Source organism: Streptomyces sp. NPDC006259, from assembly GCF_042870975.1.
GTDB lineage: Bacteria > Actinomycetota > Actinomycetes > Streptomycetales > Streptomycetaceae > Streptomyces.
This window is the reverse complement of sequence record NZ_JBIAHY010000002.1, coordinates 228,314-249,577: the sequence shown is the minus strand read 5'-3', so window position 1 is coordinate 249,577 and position 21,264 is coordinate 228,314. Positions and strand designations below refer to the sequence as shown.

General features: G+C 70.8%; 16 protein-coding genes and 1 riboswitch. Of the genes, 10 read left to right on the top strand and 6 right to left on the bottom strand.

The window, feature by feature from the left end:
• Nucleotides 1-225 precede the first annotated feature (225 nt).
• A complete protein-coding gene (locus ACFYO5_RS07330; protein WP_388705252.1) occupies nt 226-1,692 on the top strand; it encodes a non-reducing end alpha-L-arabinofuranosidase family hydrolase in 1,467 nt (488 codons plus the stop codon).
• 73 nt (nt 1,693-1,765) lie between these two features.
• Here the strand turns inward: ACFYO5_RS07330 and ACFYO5_RS07325 are convergent, their stop codons facing one another.
• Genes ACFYO5_RS07325 through ACFYO5_RS07310 form a run of 4 tightly spaced genes read right to left on the bottom strand, consistent with a single transcriptional unit; the run spans nt 1,766 to nt 7,018 of the window.
• Nucleotides 1,766-3,814 (bottom strand): glycoside hydrolase family 127 protein, encoded by a 2,049-nt coding sequence (locus ACFYO5_RS07325; protein WP_388705249.1) that lies wholly within the window; start codon nt 3,812-3,814, stop codon nt 1,766-1,768.
• A gap of 3 nt (nt 3,815-3,817) precedes the next feature.
• Nucleotides 3,818-4,639 (bottom strand): carbohydrate ABC transporter permease, encoded by an 822-nt coding sequence (locus ACFYO5_RS07320; protein ID WP_388707107.1) that lies wholly within the window; start codon nt 4,637-4,639, stop codon nt 3,818-3,820.
• 28 nt (nt 4,640-4,667) lie between these two features.
• Nucleotides 4,668-5,648 (bottom strand): carbohydrate ABC transporter permease, encoded by a 981-nt coding sequence (locus ACFYO5_RS07315; RefSeq protein ID WP_388705246.1) that lies wholly within the window; start codon nt 5,646-5,648, stop codon nt 4,668-4,670.
• A gap of 53 nt (nt 5,649-5,701) precedes the next feature.
• Nucleotides 5,702-7,018: an ABC transporter substrate-binding protein gene (locus ACFYO5_RS07310; RefSeq protein WP_388705243.1), complete on the bottom strand. Its 1,317-nt coding sequence runs from the start codon at nt 7,016-7,018 to the stop codon at nt 5,702-5,704.
• Nucleotides 7,019-7,302: 284 nt separating this feature from the next.
• Between ACFYO5_RS07310 and ACFYO5_RS07305 the strand changes: the two genes are divergently transcribed.
• From ACFYO5_RS07305 to ACFYO5_RS07290, 4 genes are all read left to right on the top strand, one after another.
• Nucleotides 7,303-8,331 (top strand): LacI family DNA-binding transcriptional regulator, encoded by a 1,029-nt coding sequence (locus tag ACFYO5_RS07305; RefSeq protein ID WP_388705241.1) that lies wholly within the window; start codon nt 7,303-7,305, stop codon nt 8,329-8,331.
• Between the two features lie 474 nt (nt 8,332-8,805).
• On the top strand, nt 8,806-12,081 hold the full coding sequence (locus ACFYO5_RS07300; protein WP_388707104.1) for a discoidin domain-containing protein: 3,276 nt from the start codon (nt 8,806-8,808) through the stop codon (nt 12,079-12,081).
• A 14-nt stretch (nt 12,082-12,095) separates the two neighbouring features.
• The gene (locus tag ACFYO5_RS07295) at nt 12,096-13,595 is read left to right on the top strand and encodes a family 43 glycosylhydrolase (RefSeq protein ID WP_388705239.1); all 1,500 of its coding nucleotides are present in this window, start codon (nt 12,096-12,098) and stop codon (nt 13,593-13,595) included.
• The gene (locus ACFYO5_RS07290; protein WP_388705237.1) at nt 13,592-14,752 is read left to right on the top strand and encodes an RICIN domain-containing protein; all 1,161 of its coding nucleotides are present in this window, start codon (nt 13,592-13,594) and stop codon (nt 14,750-14,752) included. Before ACFYO5_RS07295 ends, ACFYO5_RS07290 begins: the two co-directional genes overlap by 4 nt.
• Nucleotides 14,753-14,827: 75 nt before the next feature.
• Here ACFYO5_RS07290 and ACFYO5_RS07285 read toward each other — a convergent pair whose 3' ends face one another.
• A complete protein-coding gene (locus ACFYO5_RS07285; RefSeq protein WP_388705234.1) occupies nt 14,828-15,208 on the bottom strand; it encodes a hypothetical protein in 381 nt (126 codons plus the stop codon).
• Nucleotides 15,209-15,960: 752 nt separating this feature from the next.
• On the opposite strand from ACFYO5_RS07285, the gene ACFYO5_RS07280 reads away from it, so the two are divergent.
• From ACFYO5_RS07280 to ACFYO5_RS07270, 3 genes are all read left to right on the top strand, one after another.
• Nucleotides 15,961-16,260 (top strand): heavy-metal-associated domain-containing protein, encoded by a 300-nt coding sequence (locus ACFYO5_RS07280; protein WP_388705232.1) that lies wholly within the window; start codon nt 15,961-15,963, stop codon nt 16,258-16,260.
• A 115-nt stretch (nt 16,261-16,375) separates the two neighbouring features.
• Entirely contained in the window at nt 16,376-18,658 is a 2,283-nt protein-coding gene (locus ACFYO5_RS07275; protein ID WP_388705230.1) for a heavy metal translocating P-type ATPase, read from the top strand.
• A gap of 109 nt (nt 18,659-18,767) precedes the next feature.
• Entirely contained in the window at nt 18,768-19,304 is a 537-nt protein-coding gene (locus tag ACFYO5_RS07270; protein ID WP_388705227.1) for a DUF4396 domain-containing protein, read from the top strand.
• 84 nt (nt 19,305-19,388) lie between these two features.
• On the opposite strand, the gene ACFYO5_RS07265 is transcribed toward ACFYO5_RS07270, so the two are convergent.
• Nucleotides 19,389-19,994, bottom strand: coding sequence for a histidine phosphatase family protein (locus tag ACFYO5_RS07265; protein ID WP_388705224.1), 606 nt, complete (start codon nt 19,992-19,994; stop codon nt 19,389-19,391).
• Nucleotides 19,995-20,107: 113 nt separating this feature from the next.
• A riboswitch (cobalamin riboswitch) is annotated at nt 20,108-20,179 on the top strand.
• A gap of 62 nt (nt 20,180-20,241) precedes the next feature.
• Here ACFYO5_RS07265 and ACFYO5_RS07260 point away from each other — a divergent pair.
• Both ACFYO5_RS07260 and ACFYO5_RS07255 read left to right on the top strand, forming a co-directional pair.
• The gene (locus ACFYO5_RS07260; RefSeq protein WP_266452728.1) at nt 20,242-20,460 is read left to right on the top strand and encodes a CbtB-domain containing protein; all 219 of its coding nucleotides are present in this window, start codon (nt 20,242-20,244) and stop codon (nt 20,458-20,460) included.
• A gap of 15 nt (nt 20,461-20,475) precedes the next feature.
• Nucleotides 20,476-21,219: a CbtA family protein gene (locus ACFYO5_RS07255; RefSeq protein WP_388705221.1), complete on the top strand. Its 744-nt coding sequence runs from the start codon at nt 20,476-20,478 to the stop codon at nt 21,217-21,219.
• Nucleotides 21,220-21,264 lie beyond the last annotated feature (45 nt).

Genomic DNA, 21,264 nt, shown 5'->3' with positions numbered 1-21,264 from the left:
CGGACTGATCGGTAGGACGGCTCGTCAGGCCGGCGGAGACAGGCGCTTTTTGTGGACAGATCGGTGACAGCCCTTGACCGGTCCGCTCCGCATTCCTAGCTTGTGGCGTCGAAGCATCCGAGAATTCTTCGAAACTTTCGAGATTTCCCTTACCCCTGGTATGCCGCTCCCCGCTCCCTGTTCATCGGGGTCACCTCACCCCGCCCCCGCGAAGGAGGCCTTCTGATGTGGTTTCGCCCCTCGTCCCCGGTCCGTCTGAGACGCTTACTCGCCGTCCTCGCGCCTCTGCTGCTCGCGGCCACCTTCCTCGGCGCCCAGCCCGCCGACGCGGCGACCGTGGACCCCAACGCCTCGTACGTGCTGGTCAATCGCAACAGCGGCAAGGCCCTGGACGTCTACAACCTGGCGACCAACGACGGCGCCCGCCTCACCCAGTGGACCAGGAACGATCAGAACCAGCAGCAGTGGCAGTTCGTCGATTCCGGGGGCGGCTACTACCGCATCAAGTCCCGTCACTCGGGCAAGGTGCTGGACGTCCACAACTGGTCCACCGCGAACGGCGGTTCCATCGTCCAGTGGACCGACCTGAACGCCACCAACCAGCAGTGGCGGCTGGCCGACAGCTCGGACGGCTACGTGAGGTTGGTCTCGCGCCACAGCAACAAGGCCCTCGAGATACAAGGCGCCTCCACCGCCGACAACGCGAACGTCGTCCAGTACGACGACTGGGGCGGCACCAACCAGCAGTGGCAGCTCGTCAGGGTCGGCGGCGACAACCCCGGTCCGTGCGATCTCCCGTCGGCATACCGCTGGACGTCGACGGGCGCGCTGGCGCAGCCGAAGCCGGGCTGGGCCTCGCTCAAGGACTTCACCGTCGTCCCCTACAACGGCAGGCAACTCGTCTACGCGACGACGCACGACACGGGGACGAGCTGGGGTTCGATGAATTTCAGCCCGTTCACCAACTGGTCGGAGATGGCCTCGGCCGGCCAGAACACGATGTCGGCCGCCACCGTCGCGCCCACGCTCTTCTACTTCGCGCCGAAGAACATCTGGGTGCTCGCCTACCAGTGGGGTGGGACCGCCTTCTCCTACCGGACGTCGAGCGACCCCACCAACCCGAATGGGTGGTCGTCCCCGCAGGTGCTCTTCTCCGGAAGCATCTCCGGCTCCGGAACAGGCCCCATCGACCAGACGCTCATCGGTGACGGGACGAACATGTACCTGTTCTTCGCCGGTGACAACGGCAAGATCTACCGGGCCGCCATGCCGATCGGGAACTTCCCGGGCAGCTTCGGCACGACCTCGACAGTGATCATGAGCGATACGACGAACAACCTGTTCGAAGCCCCGCAGGTCTACAAGCTCCAGGGCCAGAACCGCTACCTCATGATCGTCGAGGCCATCGGCTCGCAGGGCCGCTACTTCCGCTCGTTCACGGCCACCAGCCTGAACGGCTCATGGACGCCCCAGGCCGCCACCGAGAGCAACCCGTTCGCCGGCAAGGCCAACAGCGGGGCCACCTGGACCAACGACATCAGCCACGGCGAGCTGATCCGCACGAGCCCCGATCAGACCATGACCGTCGATCCGTGCAACCTGCAGTTGCTCTACCAGGGGCGCAGCCCCGACTCCGGGGGCGACTACGGCCTCCTGCCCTACCGTCCGGGTCTGCTGACAGCGCGGCGCTGACGGCGCGACACGCGTCCGGCTCCGGTACGGAGCCGGTGTGGCGGGCTCGGCGGAAGGCCGGGCCCGCCCGCGACTACGTCCCCGGGGGCGTGCTGTCCGGCGCGGCGGGGCGGTCCGGCCGCACGGCCGGCAGCCACACCCGCACCGTCGAAGGCCCTCGGTTCGCCCAGCGGTGGTAGGGGACCAGGACGATCCCCGTGCTGTCGTCGGACCGCGGGACCGCGGCCCCGTCGAGCGGCCGGTACGGCCAGGTCTCCTCACCTCGCACGTCGTGGACGGTGATCCGCCCGGCGGTGACCACCGTGCCGTCCGGCCCGTCCTCCGGCACGACGGACGGGTCCACCCGGACCACGTCGACGTCGTGTCCGTCCGGCAGGTCCACGGACTCGGCGCAGTACACCAGCGGCCCGCGCTCGACGGCCACCGTGCCGCGGACGGCGTCCACCCGCGGGTCCGCCCGGATCCAGCGCGGCCGTACGGGCAGTTCGAGCCGGATCTCGTCACCGGGCCGGAAGGAGCGGGTCACCTCGGTCGTGCCGGGGGCCACCGTACGGCGGGTTCCGTCCGGGGCGACCAGCAGCGCCGTGGCGCCCGCCGTCCACGCGGGGACGCGCAGCGACACGGTCCACGGGCGGTCCGACGACGACCGGTCGACGCGCACGGTCACGCTGCCGTCCGACGGGTAGTCGGTACGCACGCGCAACGCGACCCGGTGGCCGCCTCCGAGCGAGGTGGAGATCTCCGCGTCGGCGTACTGGTGCAGCTGCACGCCGTGGTCGTCGGCCGTCGCGAGGTACGCGGGCAGCTGGGCCAGCGTCCGCGCCACGTTGGTCGGACAGCAGGAGACCGCGAACCAGGGCGCCCGCAGGCTCGACTCGGCGCGCGGGCTCACCGCGTCCGCGGCGGGCACCCCGCCCCGGTGGCGCCGGTGCAGGGTGTTGGCGTAGAAGAAGGCCCGGCCGTCCTCCGCCGGGGAGGTCGCGACCACGTTGAACAGGGTGCGTTCGGCGAGGTCGGCGAAGCGTGGCTGGCCGGTGGCCAGCAGCAGCCGCCAGCTGAGCATCACGGAGGCGACGCCGGCGCAGGTCTCCGAGTAGGCGCGGTCCGGCGGGAGGACGAAGTCGTCGCCGAAGGACTCGTCCCGGTGGTGCGAGCCCATGCCGCCCGTCAGATAGGTCCGTCGGGCGACCGTCGCCTCCCACTGTCGTACGACCGCGTCGAGCAGGTCGTCGTCGCCGGTCTCCACGGCCACGTCGACGGCGCCGGCGGCGAGGTAGAGGGCGCGGACCGCGTGGCCGCGCAGCACCGTGGCCCGGCGTACGGGCATGTCGTCCTGGTGGTAGACACGGCCGAACTCGCCGTCGGCGAGCGTGCCGTGGCCTCTGCGGTCGACGAAGAGCGCGGCCTGGTCGAGGTAGCGCTGTTCCCCCGTCAGCCTGGCCAGCTCCACCAGGGCCGTCTCGATCCCGGGATGGCCGCAGACGCCCTCGACACCACCCCGTCCGAAGGTGGCGCAGACGTGGTCGGCGGCCCGTCGGGCGATCTTCGTCAGCTCGTCCTCGCCCCGCGTCCGGGACCGGGCCACACCCGCCTGGATGAGGTGCCCGTGGCAGTACAGCTCGTGGCCCCATTCGAGGTCGCTGTAGCGGGGCTGCTGTCCGGGGTGGCCGAAGGCGGTGTTGAGGTAGCCGTCCGGGTCCTGGGCGGGTGCGACGGCCTCGGTGAGCGCGGTGATGTCCGTGTCGAACGTGCTCGCGGTGCCGGACTGCCAGGACATGGCTTCGAGGAGCTTGTACAGCTCGGAGTCGGCGAACTCCCGGCCGCGCCGGTCCCGGTGGACGCGGCCCTCCGCGACGGCGCGGAAGTTGCCGGTCCAGCCGACGCGTTCCATCCAGTCGCGGCAGTGGCCGAGGGTGGCGCTCGCGTTGGTGTGCCGGCGGTGGGCCCAGAACCCCCCGGTGATCCTGACCTCGTCGAGACCGAGCGGTCGCAGCCTGCCGCGGGTCGGCGCCACCGGCAGGACCGGTGATCCCGCCGTGTTCTCCTTCACCACTTCATGCCTTCGGTTCGTCCCTTCGGTCGTCTCGCTCGTCCGGCCGGGTCCATCCGTCGCGTCGGCCATCGGTCAGCCCTTGAGCGCGCCGGACATGAAGCCCCGCACGTAGTGCCGTTGGAGCAGCAGGAACAGGAGGAGGCAGGGCACGGTGAGGACGACCACGCCCGCCTCGGTGGCGCCGTAGTCGACGGCGCCCATGCTCTGCTGCCGCAGGTTCGCGACGGCGAGCGGCAGGGGTGCCTTCTCGCTGTCGGAGATGAGGATCAGTGGTGCGATGAAGTCGTTCCAGGCCGCGAGGAACGCGAAGAGACCGACGGTGATCAGTCCGGGGCGCACCGCCGGGAGGAGGACCCGCCGCAGCGCGCCCGCCGTGCCGCAGCCGTCGACCAGGGCCGACTCCTCCAGTTCGCGCGGCACCGACTCGAAGGAGATCCGCATCATGAAGGTGGCGAACGGCAGTTGGAACATGGCCAGCACCAGGCTCAGCCCGATCAGCGAGTTCTGGAGGTGGAGTCTGCCGAGCAGTACGTAGAGCGGGATGAGGAGGGTGGCGTAGGGGACCATGAGGATGGCCAGGGTCACCAGGAACAGCAGGTTCTTCCCGGGGAAGTCGAAGCGGGCGAAGGCGTAGCCGCCCAGCAGTGACACCCCGAGGGTCAGGGCGACGGTCAGCGCCGAGACGACGGTGCTGTTGAGGAGGTACCTCCACAGGCCCGCGTCGTAGTCGAGGAGCGTGCGGTAGTTGCCGAGGCCGTGACCGGACTCCTGTGCGGTGCCGGGCTGTCCGCTGACGGAGGCCCAGGCGTTCCACAGCAGCGGGAAGAGGAAGACGACGGCCAGACCTCCGGCGACGACGTAGTGGGGCGTCCGGCCGAGGGTGCGGGTCAGCACCGTGGGGTCCCTTCTCATGAGCGGCGGCTCATGACGCGTCGGTGCGGCGCAGACCGCGGAACTGGAGGGCGTTGAGCAGGAGCAGCACGGCGAGGACGGTGATCGACAGAGCCGCCGCGGTGCCCAGGTCCATGCGCTGGAAGGCCTCGCGGTAGATCAACTGGACGACGGTGACGGTGCTGTTGTCCGGTCCGCCCTTGGTGAGGATGAAGAACTGGTCGAAGGCGAGCAGCGATCCGGTGACGCACAGCAGCAGCGTCAGGGCGAGGGAGGGCCGCAGCAGCGGCAGCGTGACGGAGCGGAAGATCTGGCCGCGGCTCGCCCCGTCCATGCGCGCGGCCTCGAACACCTCCTGCGGGATGCGCTGGAGTCCCACGAGGAGGATCAGCATGTAGAAGCCGGCGAACTTCCAGACGATGAGGAAGACCGTCGACAGCAGGGCCGAGGTCGGTGTGCCCAGGAAGGACACCGGGTGGTCGACGAGGCCGAGTTGTTCCGGGACGCGGCTGAGCGGACCGGTGGTGGGGCTGTACAGGCCCCAGAACAGCAGGGACGCCGAGGCCAGTCCCAGGGCGCCGGGAAGGAAGTAGACCGTGCGGAAGAAGCCCGCTCCGGGCCGTGACTCCTGCACCAGCAGGGCCAGGCCGAGGGCGAGGCCGAGGAGTACGACCGTGACGATCCCGGTGTAGAGGAGGGTGAAGCGGACCGCGGGCCAGAACAGGGTGCTGTCGGTGGCGTCGGTGTAGTTCTCCGGGGCGTTGAGGCCCCGGTCGCCCGCGAGGAGCGGCCAGTCGCTGAGCGACATCTGCCCGACGAGCAGCAGCGGCAGCAGGAAGAACACCGCGACGAACACGGCTGTCGGGGCCGCGTAGGCGAGACCTTTCGCCGTGCGGGACCGCCACCGGGGCGGGAGGGAGCCGGCCGGACGGACCCGGCGTTCCCACCGGGTCCGGGGCTGCGGCCGGGGCCGGGGTCCGGCCGCCGCCGGGCCGGCTGCCTTCAGCTGCATGACTCTCCTCTGCCGTGTGACTGGGAGGGGGTACCGCGGGAGCCGGGTGCCGTTCAGTCGGACAGGGAGGCGCTGACCGCGTCGTTGTCCTTGTCGACGGACGCCCCGTCGCCGAAGACGGCGTCCCGCATGAGGCTCAGCCACGGCCCGTTGGGGTCGTTGAAGGTCTGGCCGAACTTGAGCGCGTACGGGGTACGGCCGTCGGCCACGAGTTCGTTGATCGTCACCAGCCGCGGGTCCGCCCGGCTGTACTTGTTGGACGCGAGGTCGGTGCGGGCCACCACGTCCTTGTGCGCGGCTACCACGTCGACCTGGGCCTTGTCGCCCAGTGACCAAGCGAGGAAGTTCCAGGCCTGGTCGACCGACCCGCTGGTGGCGGCGATGCCGATGGCGTCACCGCCGACGAAGGTGGACCTGCCGCCGTCGGGTCCGGGGATGGGCGCGACGCCGAGGTCGAGGCCCTTGGGCATCAGCCCCAAGGTGGTCGACGGCATGGGCATGATGCCGACCTTGCCCCGGGGGAAGACGCCGGTCCAGGTCGTGCCCGTCTCGTCGCGTGCGCCGGGGGCCACGATGCCGTCCCTCACCCACCCGCGGTAGGTGTCGTAGACCTTCTTCGCGGTGTCGGAGGCGAGTTCCGCCTCGGTTCCGGCCTTGTTCAGGACCTCGTCGCCCGCGGCCCAGATCGACGGCCACCAGGTGAAGACGCCGCAGCCGCCGCAGTTGCCGCCGAAGAAGGTGCCGTCGACGCCCGAGCCCAGCGCGTCCACGGCCCGTGCCTGCCGGTCCCACTCGCTCAGGCTGGTGGGCGGCTTGTCCGGGTCGAGCTTCGCCTTCCGGTAGAGGTCCTTGTTGTAGAAGAGCACCGACAGGTCGAGGGTGTGCGGCACGACGTACTTCCTGTCCTCGTACGTGCCGGCCCTGATGTGCGACTGGGCGAGGTGGTCGCCGAAGGGCAGGGCGTCGAGGCGTTCGGTCAGATCGGCGAACAGCCCGCTGGAGGTGTAGTTCGGGACGAACACCACGTCGGAGGCGAACAGGTCGGGCAGATCCTTGGAGCCGGCGGCCGCACCGACCTTGGCCTGGTAGTCGTCGGTGGGGACGACGGTCAGCTCGATGTGGTTCTTGTGGCTGTCGTTGTACGCCTCGACCAGCGCCTCGCTCTGCGGCCGGGTCGCCGCACGCGTCCACATCGTCAGCGTGGCACCGTCGTCGACGCCGTTGGCGTCAGCCGTCCCGCCTCCTCCCCCGCCGCCCGAGCCGCCTTCTCCCGACCCGCACGCCGTGGCCAGACTCGCCGCGGCGAACAGGGCGACGGTGCCCGTGACGAGGCGGCGGACGCGTCGGCGTGGTCCGACGGTGATTCCCATGCTCGCTCCTCCTCCTGCGCGGCAGGCCGCGCACGGCCGGCCGTCGGGACAATGGCTCCGATGGCTGTGGTGGCGCTGGACTCCGCGACGGGAAGGGAAACGACCGAAAAGGTTTTCTGGAACGCTAGAACCCGGCCCGCTGCTCGTCAATCCCCCTGCGGCGAGCGAGTGTTGCGGGTCGTCGAGAGACGGACCCGATCCGCGTCCGAAAGCCTTCGCGTACTGTTTTAGCCCGACGTGTCACCTCGACGGCCTCGGCACGCGACACGGGACAGGAGCACCCCATGGCACAGGTCACCGACCCCTCTCGTTCGCAGCCCACCACGCTCAGCGACGTCGCCCGGCTGGCGGGCGTGTCCGTCGCCACCGCGTCCAAGGCCCTCAACGGCCGCACCCAGGTGCGCGCCGAGACCCGGCAGCGGGTGATCGACGCGGCCGAGCGGCTGTCGTTCCGGCCCAACCAGCTGGCCCGCGGCCTGCTCGCCGGGCGCACCGGCACCGTCGGTCTGCTCACCAGCGACCTGGAGGGCCGGTTCGGCATCCCGATCCTCATGGGTGCCGAGGACGCCTTCGGCGCGGGCGAGGTGGCGGTGTTCCTCTGCGATGCCCGTGGGGACGCGATCCGCGAGCAGCACCACGTCCGCGCGTTGCTGGGCCGTCGGGTCGACGGCCTCATCGTGGTGGGCAGCCGGACCGATCCGCGCCCGTCCCTGGGGCGCGAGTTGCCCGTTCCGGTGGTCTACGCGTACGCGCCGTCGGAGGATCCGGCGGATCTGTCCATCGTCCCCGACAGCGTGGGCGCCGGCCGGATGGCCGTGCACCACCTGCTCGCCTGTGGCCGCGACCGGATCGCGCACATCACCGGCGACCCCGGGTATCTCGCGGCGCAGGAGCGGGCCGAGGGTGCCCGGTCGGCGCTCGCGGACGCCGGCCTCGCCCTGGTCGGCGAACCACGGTTCGGGGTGTGGTCGGAGGGGTGGGGGCGGGCGGCGGCCTCGATGCTGCTGGACCAGCACCCGGACGTCGACGCCATCCTGTGCGGCAGCGACCAGATCGCTCGCGGTGTCATAGACGTACTGCGCGAGCGGGGTCACCGGGTGCCGGAGGACGTGGCGGTCATGGGCTTCGACAACTGGCAGGTCCTGACCTCCGCCTCCCGCCCACCGCTGACCAGCGTCGACATGAACCTCGAACAGGTCGGGCGGGCGGCCGCACACGCGCTGTTCAGCGCGATCGCCGGGGCGCGGCGCTCCGGCGTCGAGACCCTGCCCTGCCGTGTGGTGATCCGGGGGTCCACCGCACCCCTGTCCTGACACGGCAGTCCGTCGGCCGCTCGCTTCCCCCCTTGACACCTGCGGGGCCCACACCTACTTTGCGAAAACCTTTTAGGTTCGTTTTCAGCATCTCCTGGGGACGCGGGGCACCATCCCCGGACCGGTCCCCTTCCTCGCTCTCCCAGCACTCCCCAGCGCCATATGTCATGAGCACTACACGAGCGACGGCAGCCGACGCCCTCCCACCGCGCACGTCCGGGTGCGGACGCCTGCCGTCGACCGGACAGGGAGCATCCGATGAGACGACGACGGACGACGGTCCCCGCAGGGACCGGCAGCGTGAGCCGGTACGAGGCCGGCACACGGGGCGACGGCACCACGGCACGGCCACGGCTCCTGCCCCGGCCGCGGCTCCGGCTCCGGCTCCGGTCCGGATCACGGGTACGGCCCCCGGCGCAGCGCGGCCTCGCGGGCGCGTCGCTTGTCGGGCGTCCGGGAACGGCGGGCTCCGTGATGAAGCGCCTCCTCGTCGCCCTGGTCCTCATCGTCTGTTCCGTCTTCACCGCGAACCCGGCGCACGCGGCGCAGACCATCGGGTTCCCCACGTTCAGCGGGCCCGCGATCCCGGCACCACCCGTCGGCTACACGCCGGGCGACATGATGCGGAGCATCTACGACGCGGAGCGCTCGGGGACCGACTTCTGGATGGACCGCCTGCTGGCCCGCTCCGGCAACGATCCGGCCGGACCCTGGCTGATGAGCCGGGGGCGCGCGATGTTCATGAAGGAGCACGACCCCTCCAAGCTCGGGTTCGGCGGCAAGGCCGCCTACTGGGAGAGCATCGACGACCGCAGCGCCTACACCGTCGCCATCACCCCGGGCACCTTCACCGAACAGGTGTCCCAGCGCCGGCAGGCACCCAGCCACTGGAAGAGCGTGCACACCAGCGGTTCGGTCACGGTCGACCAGACCAAGTTCATCACCGACAACAACGTCGCCGTGACCAACCTGTCGATCAGGAACAACGGCAGCAGCTCCACCACGCTGCAGTTGCGGGCCACCTCCCCGTACGCCACCACCGGCACCGGCACCGAGCTGACCGGGCAGGTGAACGCCTACAACAACCTCACCACGATCCGCCCGAGGCTCACCGGTGACGGATTCGCCGTCTCCGGCGGCGGCCTCGACCGGTCCGTGACCGTAGCGCCAGGAGCGACGGTGACCGCCAAGGTGGTCATGGGCTTCGTCACCGACGAGATCCCCCAGTCGCTCACCGAGTACCACGCCTACGCGGGCTACTCGGGCGCCACCGCCTTCGCCACCCACGTACGGGCCTACAACCTGTGGTGGGCGGAGAACGTGCCCTACATCGACGTGCCCGAGGCCGCGATCAAGAAGAACGTCTACTACCGCTGGTGGCTGATGCGCTTCAACAGCCTGGACGCCGACATCCCCGGGCAGACCTTCCAGTTCCCCACCTCGACCGAAGGCGTCCTCGGCTACAACAACGCGATCGCGCTCACCCAGCCGATGCACATCGACGATCTCAAGTACCTGCGCGACCCGGCCTACGCGTACGGGGACTGGATCGGGGTCGGCCAGACCTCCAAGGGCGGCCGCTTCCTCGACAACCCCGGTGACCCGGAGAACTGGTCCAACAGCTACACCCAGTACATCGCCGAGGCGGCCTGGAGGAGCTACCAGATCCACGGCGGCCAGCCCGCGATCGCGGGCAGCCTCGCCCGCTACGCGGAGGGCGACGTCAAGGGCCAGCTCGCCCACTACGACCACGACGACAACAAGCTCATCGAGTACGACTGGGGCGCCCTCACCGGAAACGACGCCGACGCCGTCTCCTTCCACTGGAAGCCCGGCGGCATGGACCGCGCCGAGTCCGCCTACCAGTACAGCGGTGCGCTCGCCGCCGCGCAGGCCTACGAGGCGACCGGCAACACGGCCAAGGCCGCCGAGATGCGCACGCTCGCGACGCAGATCAAGGACGCCATCGTCAACGTGCTGTGGAACCCCGACCGGCAGCTGTTCGAGCACCGGCTCAAGTCGACCGGAGAGTGGGTGCCCTGGAAGGAGATCAACAACTACTACCCGTTCTCGGTCGGAGCCGTCCCCGACACGGCGACGTACAAGCAGGCCCTGCGGCTGTACGACGATCCGGCCCAGTACCCGATCTACCCCTTCTACACGGCGAACCAGGTCGACAAGAAGGCGGCGGCCGACGCCGGGGAGCCGGGCTCGAACAACTTCTCCACCATCAACTCGACCGTCCAGTTCCGGCTGTACTCCTCGGTACTGCGCGACTACCCCAACTCCTGGATGAACGCGACCGACTACAAGAAACTGCTCTACTGGAACACCTGGGCGCAGTACGTCGGCGGCAACACCCAGTGGCCGGACGCCAACGAGTTCTGGGCCGACTGGAACGGCAGCTCGATCAACTACCGCTCCTGGATCCACCACAACATCCTGGGCAGCAGCAACTGGACGGTCATCGAGGACGTCGCCGGCCTGCGGCCCCGTAACGACGCCAAGGTCGAGCTGGATCCGATCGGCATCGGCTGGAGTCACTTCACCGTCAACAACCTCCGCTACCGGGGCGCCGACCTGTCCATCGTCTGGGACGACCCGGCCGACGGGGTGGTGCGCTATCCCGGCGTCCCGGAGGGCTACTCGATCTACGTCAACGGCAACCGGGCCGCCACCGTCGGCTCACTGGTGCCCTTCACCTGGGATCCGGCCACCGGCGACGTCACCACGAGCGGCACGGTCACCCACCACTCGGCCGTGGCCGGACTCAAGGCCCCCCACCAGGTCGTGCAGAACAGTCCCCGGATGGTCGACATGCTCGCCAAGGCCGGTGTCGACCTGACCGGGGACCTGACCAACCTCGCCGCCGGGGCGAGCGTGTCCGCCTCCCACACCGCGTCCGGCAGCACCGTCTCGGGCGCGGTCGACGGGTTTCCCACCAACGAACCGTTCTGGGGCGCGGGCTCCTCCCCCAACAGCCAGGACTGGTACGAGCTGAATCTCGGCGCGGCCCGCACGCTGAACGAGGTGCGCCTGTACTTCAAGGACAGCCGCCCGGCGAGCACCACCTACCGGGCCCCGTCCGCGTACAGCATCCAGTACCACAACGGGAGTACGTGGGTGAACGTGCCAAGCCAGACCAAGAGCCCGGCCGCGCCGCGCGCCAACTACAACCTGGTGCGGTTCCCGGCGGTCAGCGCCCAGCGCGTCCGGATCCTGGCCGACCACGCCCCCGGGGCGAAGACGGGGCTCACCGAGGTCAAGGTGTACAACCGGGGCGGCGTCCAGCCACCGGCCAACCCCAACCTGGCCGTGTCCGCCACGGCGTCCGCGTCGTACACCTCCTCCTGGGAGAGCGTCGCCGCGATCAACGACGGCATCGACCCACCGTCGTCCGACGACGCCGCGAACCCGCGCTGGGGCACCTGGCCGGAGACCGGCCAGCAGTGGGCCGAGCTGACCTGGCCGTCGGCGAAGACGCTCGCCAAGGCCGAGGTGTACTTCTTCGACGACGACCAGGGCATCGACATGCCCGCCTCATGGAAGCTGCAGTACTGGAACGGCAGCGCCTATGTCGACCTACCGGGGGCGAGCGGCTATCCCTTGGCCAAGAACCAGTACAACACCGTCACGTTCACCGCGACGAACACCACGCGACTGCGGGTGCTGCTCACCGGCAACGGCAGCAACTCCGTCGGGCTTCTGGAGGCCAAGGTGTACGGCCCCACCCCAACCTCCAAGCGATGAAGGGCGTGTGCCCAGTGACCCGTTCCCGATGCCTGTCCGTGCTCACCGCCGTGCTCGCCATGGTGGTCGCCTTCCTGGCGGCGCCTCCACCAGCTGCCGCGGCCGTCACGTTCACCTCGACGGTGTTGAACCAGAACGGCGGCAACTGCCTCGACCTGCCGGGCAGTTCGTCGGCCGACGGGACCCAGCTGCGCGCATTCGCGTGCAGTACCGGAGCGAACCAGAACCTCGGCTTCACTCCCGTCGCGGGGTCCAGCGACACCTACACGATCACCACCTCGTCCGGACAGTGCGTCGACGTCCACGGCGCGTCCACCGCGGACGACGCCGCGATCATCCAGTGGCCCTGCCACGGCGGGACGAACCAGCGGTGGCGGCTCACGCCGGTGTCGAGCGGCACCGACAAGACCTTCAACCTGGTCTCCGTCGGTTCCGGCAAGTGCGTGACGCCGAGCGGCGGTTCGTCTGCCTCGAACACCGGCCTGGTGCAGCTGCCGTGCGCTGCCGCGAACGGCAGGGTATGGCGGCTGCCCGGCTTCACCGGCGGCTCCACGAGCCCGCACACCTTCACCAACCCGCTCTCCCAGCGCGGCCCCGACCCCTGGCTGACGTACTACGGCGGGTACTACTACCTCGCCACCACCACCTGGAACTCGACGGTCACCATGCGCAAGGCCGGCACCCTGGCGGGGCTGGCCACCGCCACCGACCAGGTGGTCTTCAACCTCACCCGGCCCAACGGCGCCGGCACCATGTGGGCCCCGGAGTTCCACCTGCTCGACGGCCCCAACGGCAAGCGGTGGTACTTCTACTACACGGCCGGACGGGAGCCGTACGATCTGGGCACCCAGCGGATCCACGTGCTCGAGAGCGCGGGTCTGGACCCGATGGGGCCCTACAGTTTCAAGGCGGACCTGCTCGACCCGGCCCAGGACAACACCTGGGAGCTGGATCCGGGCATCCTGCAACTGGACGGCAGGCTCTACCTCCTCGGTACCTTCTACAACGGCTCGCAGCCCCTGTTCATCCGGCCGCTGTCGAACCCGTGGACCGCGAGCGGAACCCGCCGTGTGCTGTCCACCCCGACGTACGGCTGGGAGACGGTGGGCGGCGCGGTCAACGAGGGCGCCGAGGTCCTCCAGCGGGGCGGGAAGACCTTCATCGTCTACTCCGCCAGTCACTGCTCGACGCCCGACTACAAGCTGGGGATGCTCACCTACAACGGCGGCGACCCGCTCAGCTCCTCCTCCTGGGTCAAGTCACCGAACCCGGTCTTCCAGCGGTCCAACGCCAACGGCGTGTACGGGCCGGGCCACAACGGCTTCTTCAGGTCGCCCGACGGGAGCGAGGACTGGATGGTCTACCACGCCAACAACTCCGCCTCCGGCGGCTGCGACCTGAACCGGAGCACCAGGGCGCAGAAGTTCACCTGGAACGCCGACGGCACTCCGAACTTCGGCACCCCGGTGGCGCTCGGCGTCACGCTGCCCTCACCGTCAGGAGAAGCCGGATGAGACGATCACCACTCCTGTCCCGCTGGGCGGTGCTGCTCACGGTGCTGATCGGTTCGGTCACGGGCACCGCCGCGATCGCGCCGCCCGTCCACGCGGCGACGGCGTTCACCTCCACCGCGGTCAACCAGAACGGCGGCAACTGCCTCGACGTACCGGGCGGTTCCGCCGCCGACGGGGTCCAGCTCATCCAGTGGGCCTGCCACGGCGGCGGCAACCAGACCTTCACCTTCACCCCGGTCGGCGGGACCACCGACCAATACGGCATCGGCACGTCGGCCGGCGGAAAGTGCGTGGACGTCGACGGAGCGTCCGGCGCCGACAACGCCGCGGTCGTGCAGCGGACCTGTGGCTCCGGCGCCGGCCAGAGGTTCCGTCTCGTGCCCGCGACGATCGACGGAACGCACAACGTCTTCACCCTGCGGGCGGTCCACTCCGGCAAGTGCGTCGCGCCGTCGGGCGACTCCTCGGCCGGCAACACGGGCCTCGTTCAGCTGCCGTGCAGCAACGCGACGTCCCGGGCATGGCGGCTGCCCGGCTTCGCCGGCAGCGGCGGCGGGCCGGCCACCCCCCCGACGAAGACCGTCCGGGTGTACTGGCTGAAGCCTTCCGACGTTCCATTCGACCAGCGATACCCCGACGGCATCGCCCAGGTGATGCGGGAGGCACAGCGCTACTACAAGCAGGAACTCGGAAGGACGTTCACGCTGAACGACCCCGTGGTCGAGGTGGTGGGCGGCGACCGGCCGCGGAGCTGGTACGAGAACACGCCCAACGGCGGCGACCGTTACTGGTGGGCCGTCACCAACATGCAGAACGAGCTCGCCAGGAAGTTCGGCTTGAACAACCCCGACAGCCGTTGGCTCAACGTGGGCGAGATCAGCGCCGAGGGAGAAGGCGCGGGCGGCGGCGCGAGCCCCGGATGGGTGGTGCTGAGCGGGCACGACGCCGACGGCGCCGCGGGCACCGGCGGGCAGCCGATGAACCGCTGGTACGGCGGCATGGTGCACGAACTCGGCCACGCCTTCGGCCTGCCGGACTCGGCCTCGACCGACGGCACACCGATGTCCGCGTCCTTCTACGACTACCCGAACACCCACTTCGACCAGAGGCAGAAGAACCAGATCCTGAACGGCCCCTACGGAGGCTTCCTCTCCTGAGACCGACCGCGCCGGCAGCGGGGCACGGGTGCGGCCCCGCTGCCGGCGCGGACCCGTGTGACCGCTGCGGGCCCCTCAGCCGAGGGGACCGGCGCAGAGGGTGCTCACCTTCTCGTGGGCCGCCACCGCTCCGGCGCCCTTCACGTCGTAGGTCTGCAGGCGTCTGGTGATGTCCTGCAAGGCCTTGTCCAGAGCGTCATGGCGGTGGTCCAGCAGGGCCGCGGAGTGGGCGAGGGCGGCAGCCGCGGCGGCGCGGTGGTAATAGGCCTCGGAGGCCTTGTCGTCGTCGCTGTATATCCCGCTCAACGCCGGAACGCGATGCCACGCCCGGCAGGTGCCCGCCGCGTCGGCCGTCGCGCTGTGGAGGTCGGTCCCGGCCGCCGCGTCGTCCGGGCCGGCCCACAGGAGCCAGCCGATGCCGAGGCCCGCACCGGCGGCGACGACGGCAGCCCCCAACGGCGCGATCCACCGGGAGGGATCACGACGGCCGGCGGCAGGATTCGGCGGCACGGAGGGAGGGGGTGGCACGGGCGCGGAGGCGGTCATCGAAACGGCTTCCTTCGGCAGACGGGGAGGCGGTCCGGCCCCCGAACCGGCAGTCGGTAACCGCTTCCGTCGCCGGCCACGCTGTCGGATCCGGATGTCGGTCTTCTCGACGTGGGTGCGGACCGATCGTAGTCCGTAGGCGGGCAGTTGCCGCCGCGGGAGCACCCCTCGCCCCCACCCGAGCCCGAGCCCGCGCCCGCGCCCGAGTCGGACTCCGTGCCCTACCCGGACCCGAACTCGATCCCCGTCGGCCTCAGCCGTGTACCGAGGCCCCGTGATCTCGCACCCGACGGCCTGACGACAACGACAACCTCCACGGCTTCGCGTCCTCGCGCATCGGCCGTCGTCGAACGCGGTCCGCTCACGGTCGACGTCCACCGCTGACTCCCCGTGGCCGGCTCCCGGCACCGTCCTCGGGCTACGGCACACCGCCGTGAAGGACGACGTAGCGGACGTCCGAGGACCAGCAGATCCCTTGGCCGCGTCGGCACCGTCCACGGTCGACGCCGTCCACGCGGCGGCACCGCGGCTCGACGCGCTCGGCCGCCGTCCCGGCTTCCGGGGTACCCCCCAGGGGTATATAGTCGAGTCGTCGGCGGGGCGGATCGAGCTCCTCCGGCAGCGACTCACGCACCTGCGCACCGACAGCCGAGGAAGAAGCCATGAGCGACCCGAAGAAGTCCGGTTCCTGCTGCTCCACCGACGGCTCCTGCCACTCCGACGCCGCGGCACCCGAGGTCCGGGACGGCGCGGTGACCACCGTCTACAAGGTGTCCGGCATGACCTGCGGGCACTGCGAGGGCGCCGTCTCGCAGGAGATCGCCGCACTGGACGGCGTCACCACGGTCACCGCGGTCGCCGGGACCGGCGAGGTCACCGTCGCCTCCGCCACCCCGCTCGACGAGGCTGCCGTCCGCGCCGCCGTCGACGAGGCGGGTTACGAGTTCGTCGGCACGGCGTGAGCCCGCCCCGGGACCGGACGGTCGGCCCCGGACCACGCGCATTCCTCCCGCGCCGTGGCGTGCCGCTCCGCTGATACGGACGCCGTACGCCCCGGCCTTCCCCAGGAGTACCTCCATGACCAGCACGGCTCCCGAGAAGACCCGTCCCGACCGGGCATCCGCGCCCGCCTCCGAGGTGGAGCTGTCCATCGGCGGCATGACCTGCGCCTCCTGCGCGGCCCGCGTCGAGAAGAGGCTCAACCGGATGGACGGCGTCACGGCGACCGTCAACTACGCCACCGAGAAGGCGAGGATCTCCTATCCGGACGGGATCGAGGTCGCCGACCTCATCACCACCGTCGAGAAGACCGGCTATACCGCCGCGGCGCCGCCCCCGCCCACTCCCCCGGGCGACGGCGGCCCGGTCCGCGACGCCCCGTCCGCCGCGGACCACGAGTCGCGCACCCTGCGACAGCGACTGTTCGGTTCGCTCGCGCTCACCGTGCCGGTGGTGCTGATGGCGATGGTCCCGGCCCTGCAGTTCGACAACTGGCAGTGGCTGTCACTGACACTGGCCGCTCCGGTCGTGGTGTGGGGGGCGTTCCCGTTCCACCGGGCCGCCTGGACGAACGCCCGGCACGCCGCGGCGACCATGGACACGCTGGTGTCGATCGGCACGCTCGCCGCCCTCGGCTGGTCGCTGTGGGCACTGTTCCTCGGCGACGCCGGCATGCCGGGAATGCGGCACGGCTTCGCGTTCACCATCTCCCGTTCCGACGGCTCGTCCTCCGTCTATCTGGAGGCCGCGGCCGGCGTGACGACGTTCGTCCTCGCCGGGCGCCACCTGGAGGGGAGGTCCAAGCGCAAGGCCGGCGCCGCACTGAGGGCGCTGCTGGAGCTGGGCGCCAAGGACGTCTCCGTGCTGCGGGGCGGCACCGAAGTGCGCGTACCCGTCGGGCAGTTGGCGGTGGGCGACCGCTTCGTCGTACGTCCCGGCGAGACGATCGCCACCGACGGGACCGTCGTCGAAGGGACTTCCGCGGTCGACGCCTCGATGCTGACCGGCGAATCCGTACCCGTCGACGTCGGCATCGGGGACGCCGTGACCGGGGCGACGGTGAACGCCGGCGGCCGACTCGTCGTCGAGGCCACCCGGATCGGCGCGGACACCCAGCTCGCCCGGACGGCGAAGCTCGTCGAGGACGCCCAGAACGGCAAGGCCGAGGTGCAACGCCTCGCCGACCGGATCTCCGGCGTCTTCGTCCCGGCGGTCCTGCTGGTCGCCGCCGCCACCCTCGGCGCCTGGCTCGGCCTCACGGGTGACGCGAGCGCCGCCTTCACCGCCGCCGTGGCCGTCCTGATCATCGCCTGCCCGTGCGCCCTCGGCCTCGCGACGCCGACCGCCCTCATGGTCGGCACCGGTCGCGGCGCCCAGCTCGGCATCCTGATCAAGGGCCCCGAGGTGCTGGAGTCCACCCGCCGCATCGACACGATCGTCCTCGACAAGACCGGCACCGTCACGACCGGGCAGATGCGGCTCCACTCCGTGTTCACCGCACCGGGCGTCGACGAAGGCGAGCTGCTGCGCCTGGCGGGCGCGCTGGAACACGCCTCCGAGCACCCCGTCGCCCGGGCGATCGCGGCCGGCGCCGTGGACCGGGCGGGAAGCCTGCCGGTACCCGAGAGCTTCGAGAACGTCGTCGGTCTCGGCGTCCAGGGCGTCGTCGACGGGCACGCCGTACTCGTCGGCCGTGAGCAGCTCCTCCAGGAGTGGTCCATCGAGCTGCCCCGCGAACTGGCCGGGGCCAAGGCCGCCGCGGAGGCCGAGGGGCGCACGGCGGTCGCGGTGGCCTGGGACGGCGAGGCGCGCGGTGTCCTGACGGTCGCGGACGCGGTCAAGGAGACCAGCGCCGAGGCGGTGGCCGGGCTGCGCGCGCTCGGACTCCGTCCCCTCCTGCTCACCGGGGACAACCGGCTCGTCGCCGAGTCGGTCGCCAGGGCCGTCGGCATCGACGAGGTCATCGCGGAGGTGCTGCCGCAGGACAAGGTGGACGTCATCAGGCGACTCCAGGCGCAGGGGCGTACGGTCGCCATGGTCGGCGACGGCGTCAACGACGCGGCCGCACTCGCCACCGCCGACCTCGGTCTGGCCATGGGCACCGGCTCGGACGCGGCGATCGAGGCGGGCGACCTGACCCTGGTCCGCGGCGATCTGCGGGTCGCGGCGGACGCGATCCGCCTGTCCCGCAGGACCCTGGCCACCATCAAGGGCAACCTCCTGTGGGCCTTCGGCTACAACGTCGCCGCTCTGCCCCTCGCGGCATTCGGAATGCTCAACCCGATGATCGCCGGCGCCACGATGGCCTTCTCGTCGGTCTTCGTCGTCACCAACAGCCTGCGCCTGCGCTCCTTCCGATAGCCACCCGACGGACACCGGCTACTGTCGAAACACAGATCCGGAACCACCAGTGACCAACTGAGAGCCTCAGAAAAACAGGCCGCACTCGACGGGATCGGGGATGAGGGTCATGGATCACAGCGCTCACCACACGGACACGGCAACCGGGCCCGATCCGGCCGGCCACGAGGGTCACCACGGCCGTGCGGTCCACGGGACGCACCCGGGACCAGGGGCATCCTGGGGTACGGCGGTCAAGGCGACCCTGCACTGCCTCACCGGCTGCGCCATCGGCGAGATCCTCGGCATGGTCATCGGCACGGCCCTGGCGTGGGGCAACGTGCCCACCATGATCCTCGCGATCGCGCTGGCGTTCCTCTTCGGCTACTCGTTCACCCTGTTCGCGGTCGTCCGGGCCGGAATCGACCTCAGGAGCGCGATCACGATCGCCCTCGCCGCCGACACCGTGTCCATCACCGTGATGGAGATCGTCGACAACGGGATCATCGCCCTCGTCCCCGGCGCGATGGACGCGCACCTCTCCGACGGGCTGTTCTGGTCGTCCCTGCTCGGCGGCTTCGCGGTCGCGTTCCTGATCACCACGCCGGTCAACAAGTGGATGATCGGCCGCGGCAAGGGCCACGCCGTCGTCCACGCCCACCACTGACGAACGGCGGCGACGGTTCCGCCGCTCGTTCCGGCCCCGCGCGCCGCACGGGCACGGTGCGATGCGCGTGTTCCTACCGGCAGTTCAGCGGTCGCCGTCCGGACCGTCCGCGGCGAGAGCGGCCATCCGCAGGTTCCAGCGACCGTTGCGGCCGGTCAGATGCACCGCGGACAGCGGTGGGACGTCCACGCGCCAGAAGGACGACAACGGCGCCTCCAGCGCGCGCAGTACCGCGGCCCGCGCCACGGCCTGGTCCACCACGACCAGGATCCGTCCCGCGTCCGGCGGCAGCCCGTCCAGCCAGGCGGCGACCCTGCCGCAGGCGTCCGCCACGGACTCACCGCCATGGGGGGCGGCCGCGGGGTCCGTCATCCAGGCCGCCAGCCCTGAACCGTCACCGCCACCGTCACCGGCCGCGACCTCGTCGAGCGTCCGGCCCCGCCAGTCGCCCATGTCCATGTCCCGCAGCGACGGTTCGACGACGGCGTCCCACCCCAGGGCCTCCGCCGTCCGCCGGCACCGCTGCGAGGGCGCCGTCCGCACCAGGGCCGCCTCGGGCAGGGCTCCCGCGACGGTCGCCGCCATCGCACGTGCCCGACCCAGCGCCCGTTCGTCGAGCCGGGTGTCGCCGAAGCGCACGTCGCGCCCCGCGCGGGCGGCGGCGCTGAGCAGGGTGAGCCGGACGGTCATGACGGTCCCTTCGCCGGATTCGCCGGTGGGCGGTTCATCGTAGGTGGCGTACGCCATGTTGGCCGACGCCGCCGGTGCCCCTACCATCAGGGCGACAAGGACGACGGCGCCACGGAAGCCGGTGCAAGCCCGGCACGGTCGCGCCACTGTGTGCCGCCCCTCCCCGAGGTGGCGGTGAGTCAGACCCGACGCCGTCGTCGCGTGCTCCACACGATGCGGGACGCGATGTTCCCGAGGAGGTCTCGCCATGGCGCAGTCCACCGCCGCCCCCACGCCCACCACCCAGACCCTCACCCCGTTGCCGTTGCGGGCGATCGCCCCCTGGGCCGTCTTCGTCGGCGTCCTGATGCTCGTCCTGCTGTACTTCGTCGGCGCCGAACAGGGCGCCACCGCGCTGGTCTCCGGTGAGGGCGTGCACGAGTGGGTGCACGACGCCCGCCATCTCCTCGGCTTCCCCTGCCACTGACGGGACGCCCCTTCCATGAACTCCGTCACCGTACGCACGCTGCTGGTGCGCGGCATGCTCGCCGGCCTGGGCGCCGGACTGCTCGCCTTCGTGTTCGCCTACCTCGTCGGAGAGCATTCCGTGGACGCGGCCATCGCGTTCGAGGAGTCCCACTCCCATGAGCACGGCGAGGAACTGGTCAGCAGGTCCCTGCAGTCGACGGCCGGCCTCGCCACGGGCGTGCTCGTCTTCGGTGTCGCCATCGGCGGCATCGCGGCCCTCGCGTTCTGCTTCGCGCTGGGCCGTGTCGGCCGGTTCGGCGCGCGGGCGACCGCCGCGCTGACCGCGCTCGCCGGGTTCCTCCTGGTCTACCTGGTACCGATCCTGAAGTACCCGGCGAACCCGCCGGCCGTCGGCGACCCGGACACGATCAGCGAACGCACCGGCCTGTTCGTCCTCATGATCGCCCTGAGTCTGCTGCTGGGCACGGCGGCCGTCCTGCTGGGCCGCAGGCTCGCCCCGGCGTGGGGCAACTGGAACGCCTCCATCGCCGCCGGCGTCGCGTTCGTGGCGGCGGTCGGGATCGCGATGGCGGGCCTGCCGCAGGGGGACGCCATCCCCCACGGCTTCCCCGCCGCCGACCTCTGGGCGTTCCGCCTGGCCTCGATCGGCATCCAGGCCGTGCTCTGGTCCGCCTTCGGGCTCCTCTTCGGCTACCTGGCCGAACGGGTTCTCGAACCGAGAGCCGTACGCGGCCGGGTCGCCACCCTGACCGTCTGAACCAACGACCCCCTCGGCGGGGGCTGCCGGGGGCGCGCCCGACAG

Bases quoted from the DNA above. Each gene is read 5' to 3' on its own strand.
- ACFYO5_RS07270 (WP_388705227.1), top strand. From the start codon at position 18,768: ATGGATCACAGCGCTCACCACACGGACACGGCAACCGGGCCCGATCCG.
- ACFYO5_RS07300 (WP_388707104.1), top strand. From the start codon at position 8,806: ATGAAGCGCCTCCTCGTCGCCCTGGTCCTCATCGTCTGTTCCGTCTTC.
- ACFYO5_RS07315 (WP_388705246.1), bottom strand. From the start codon at position 5,648: ATGCAGCTGAAGGCAGCCGGCCCGGCGGCGGCCGGACCCCGGCCCCGG.
- ACFYO5_RS07275 (WP_388705230.1), top strand. From the start codon at position 16,376: ATGACCAGCACGGCTCCCGAGAAGACCCGTCCCGACCGGGCATCCGCG.
- ACFYO5_RS07280 (WP_388705232.1), top strand. From the start codon at position 15,961: ATGAGCGACCCGAAGAAGTCCGGTTCCTGCTGCTCCACCGACGGCTCC.
- ACFYO5_RS07330 (WP_388705252.1), top strand. From the start codon at position 226: ATGTGGTTTCGCCCCTCGTCCCCGGTCCGTCTGAGACGCTTACTCGCC.
- ACFYO5_RS07325 (WP_388705249.1), bottom strand. From the start codon at position 3,814: ATGGCCGACGCGACGGATGGACCCGGCCGGACGAGCGAGACGACCGAA.
- ACFYO5_RS07310 (WP_388705243.1), bottom strand. From the start codon at position 7,018: ATGGGAATCACCGTCGGACCACGCCGACGCGTCCGCCGCCTCGTCACG.
- ACFYO5_RS07265 (WP_388705224.1), bottom strand. From the start codon at position 19,994: ATGACCGTCCGGCTCACCCTGCTCAGCGCCGCCGCCCGCGCGGGGCGC.
- ACFYO5_RS07255 (WP_388705221.1), top strand. From the start codon at position 20,476: ATGAACTCCGTCACCGTACGCACGCTGCTGGTGCGCGGCATGCTCGCC.
- ACFYO5_RS07260 (WP_266452728.1), top strand. From the start codon at position 20,242: ATGGCGCAGTCCACCGCCGCCCCCACGCCCACCACCCAGACCCTCACC.
- ACFYO5_RS07290 (WP_388705237.1), top strand. From the start codon at position 13,592: ATGAGACGATCACCACTCCTGTCCCGCTGGGCGGTGCTGCTCACGGTG.
- ACFYO5_RS07305 (WP_388705241.1), top strand. From the start codon at position 7,303: ATGGCACAGGTCACCGACCCCTCTCGTTCGCAGCCCACCACGCTCAGC.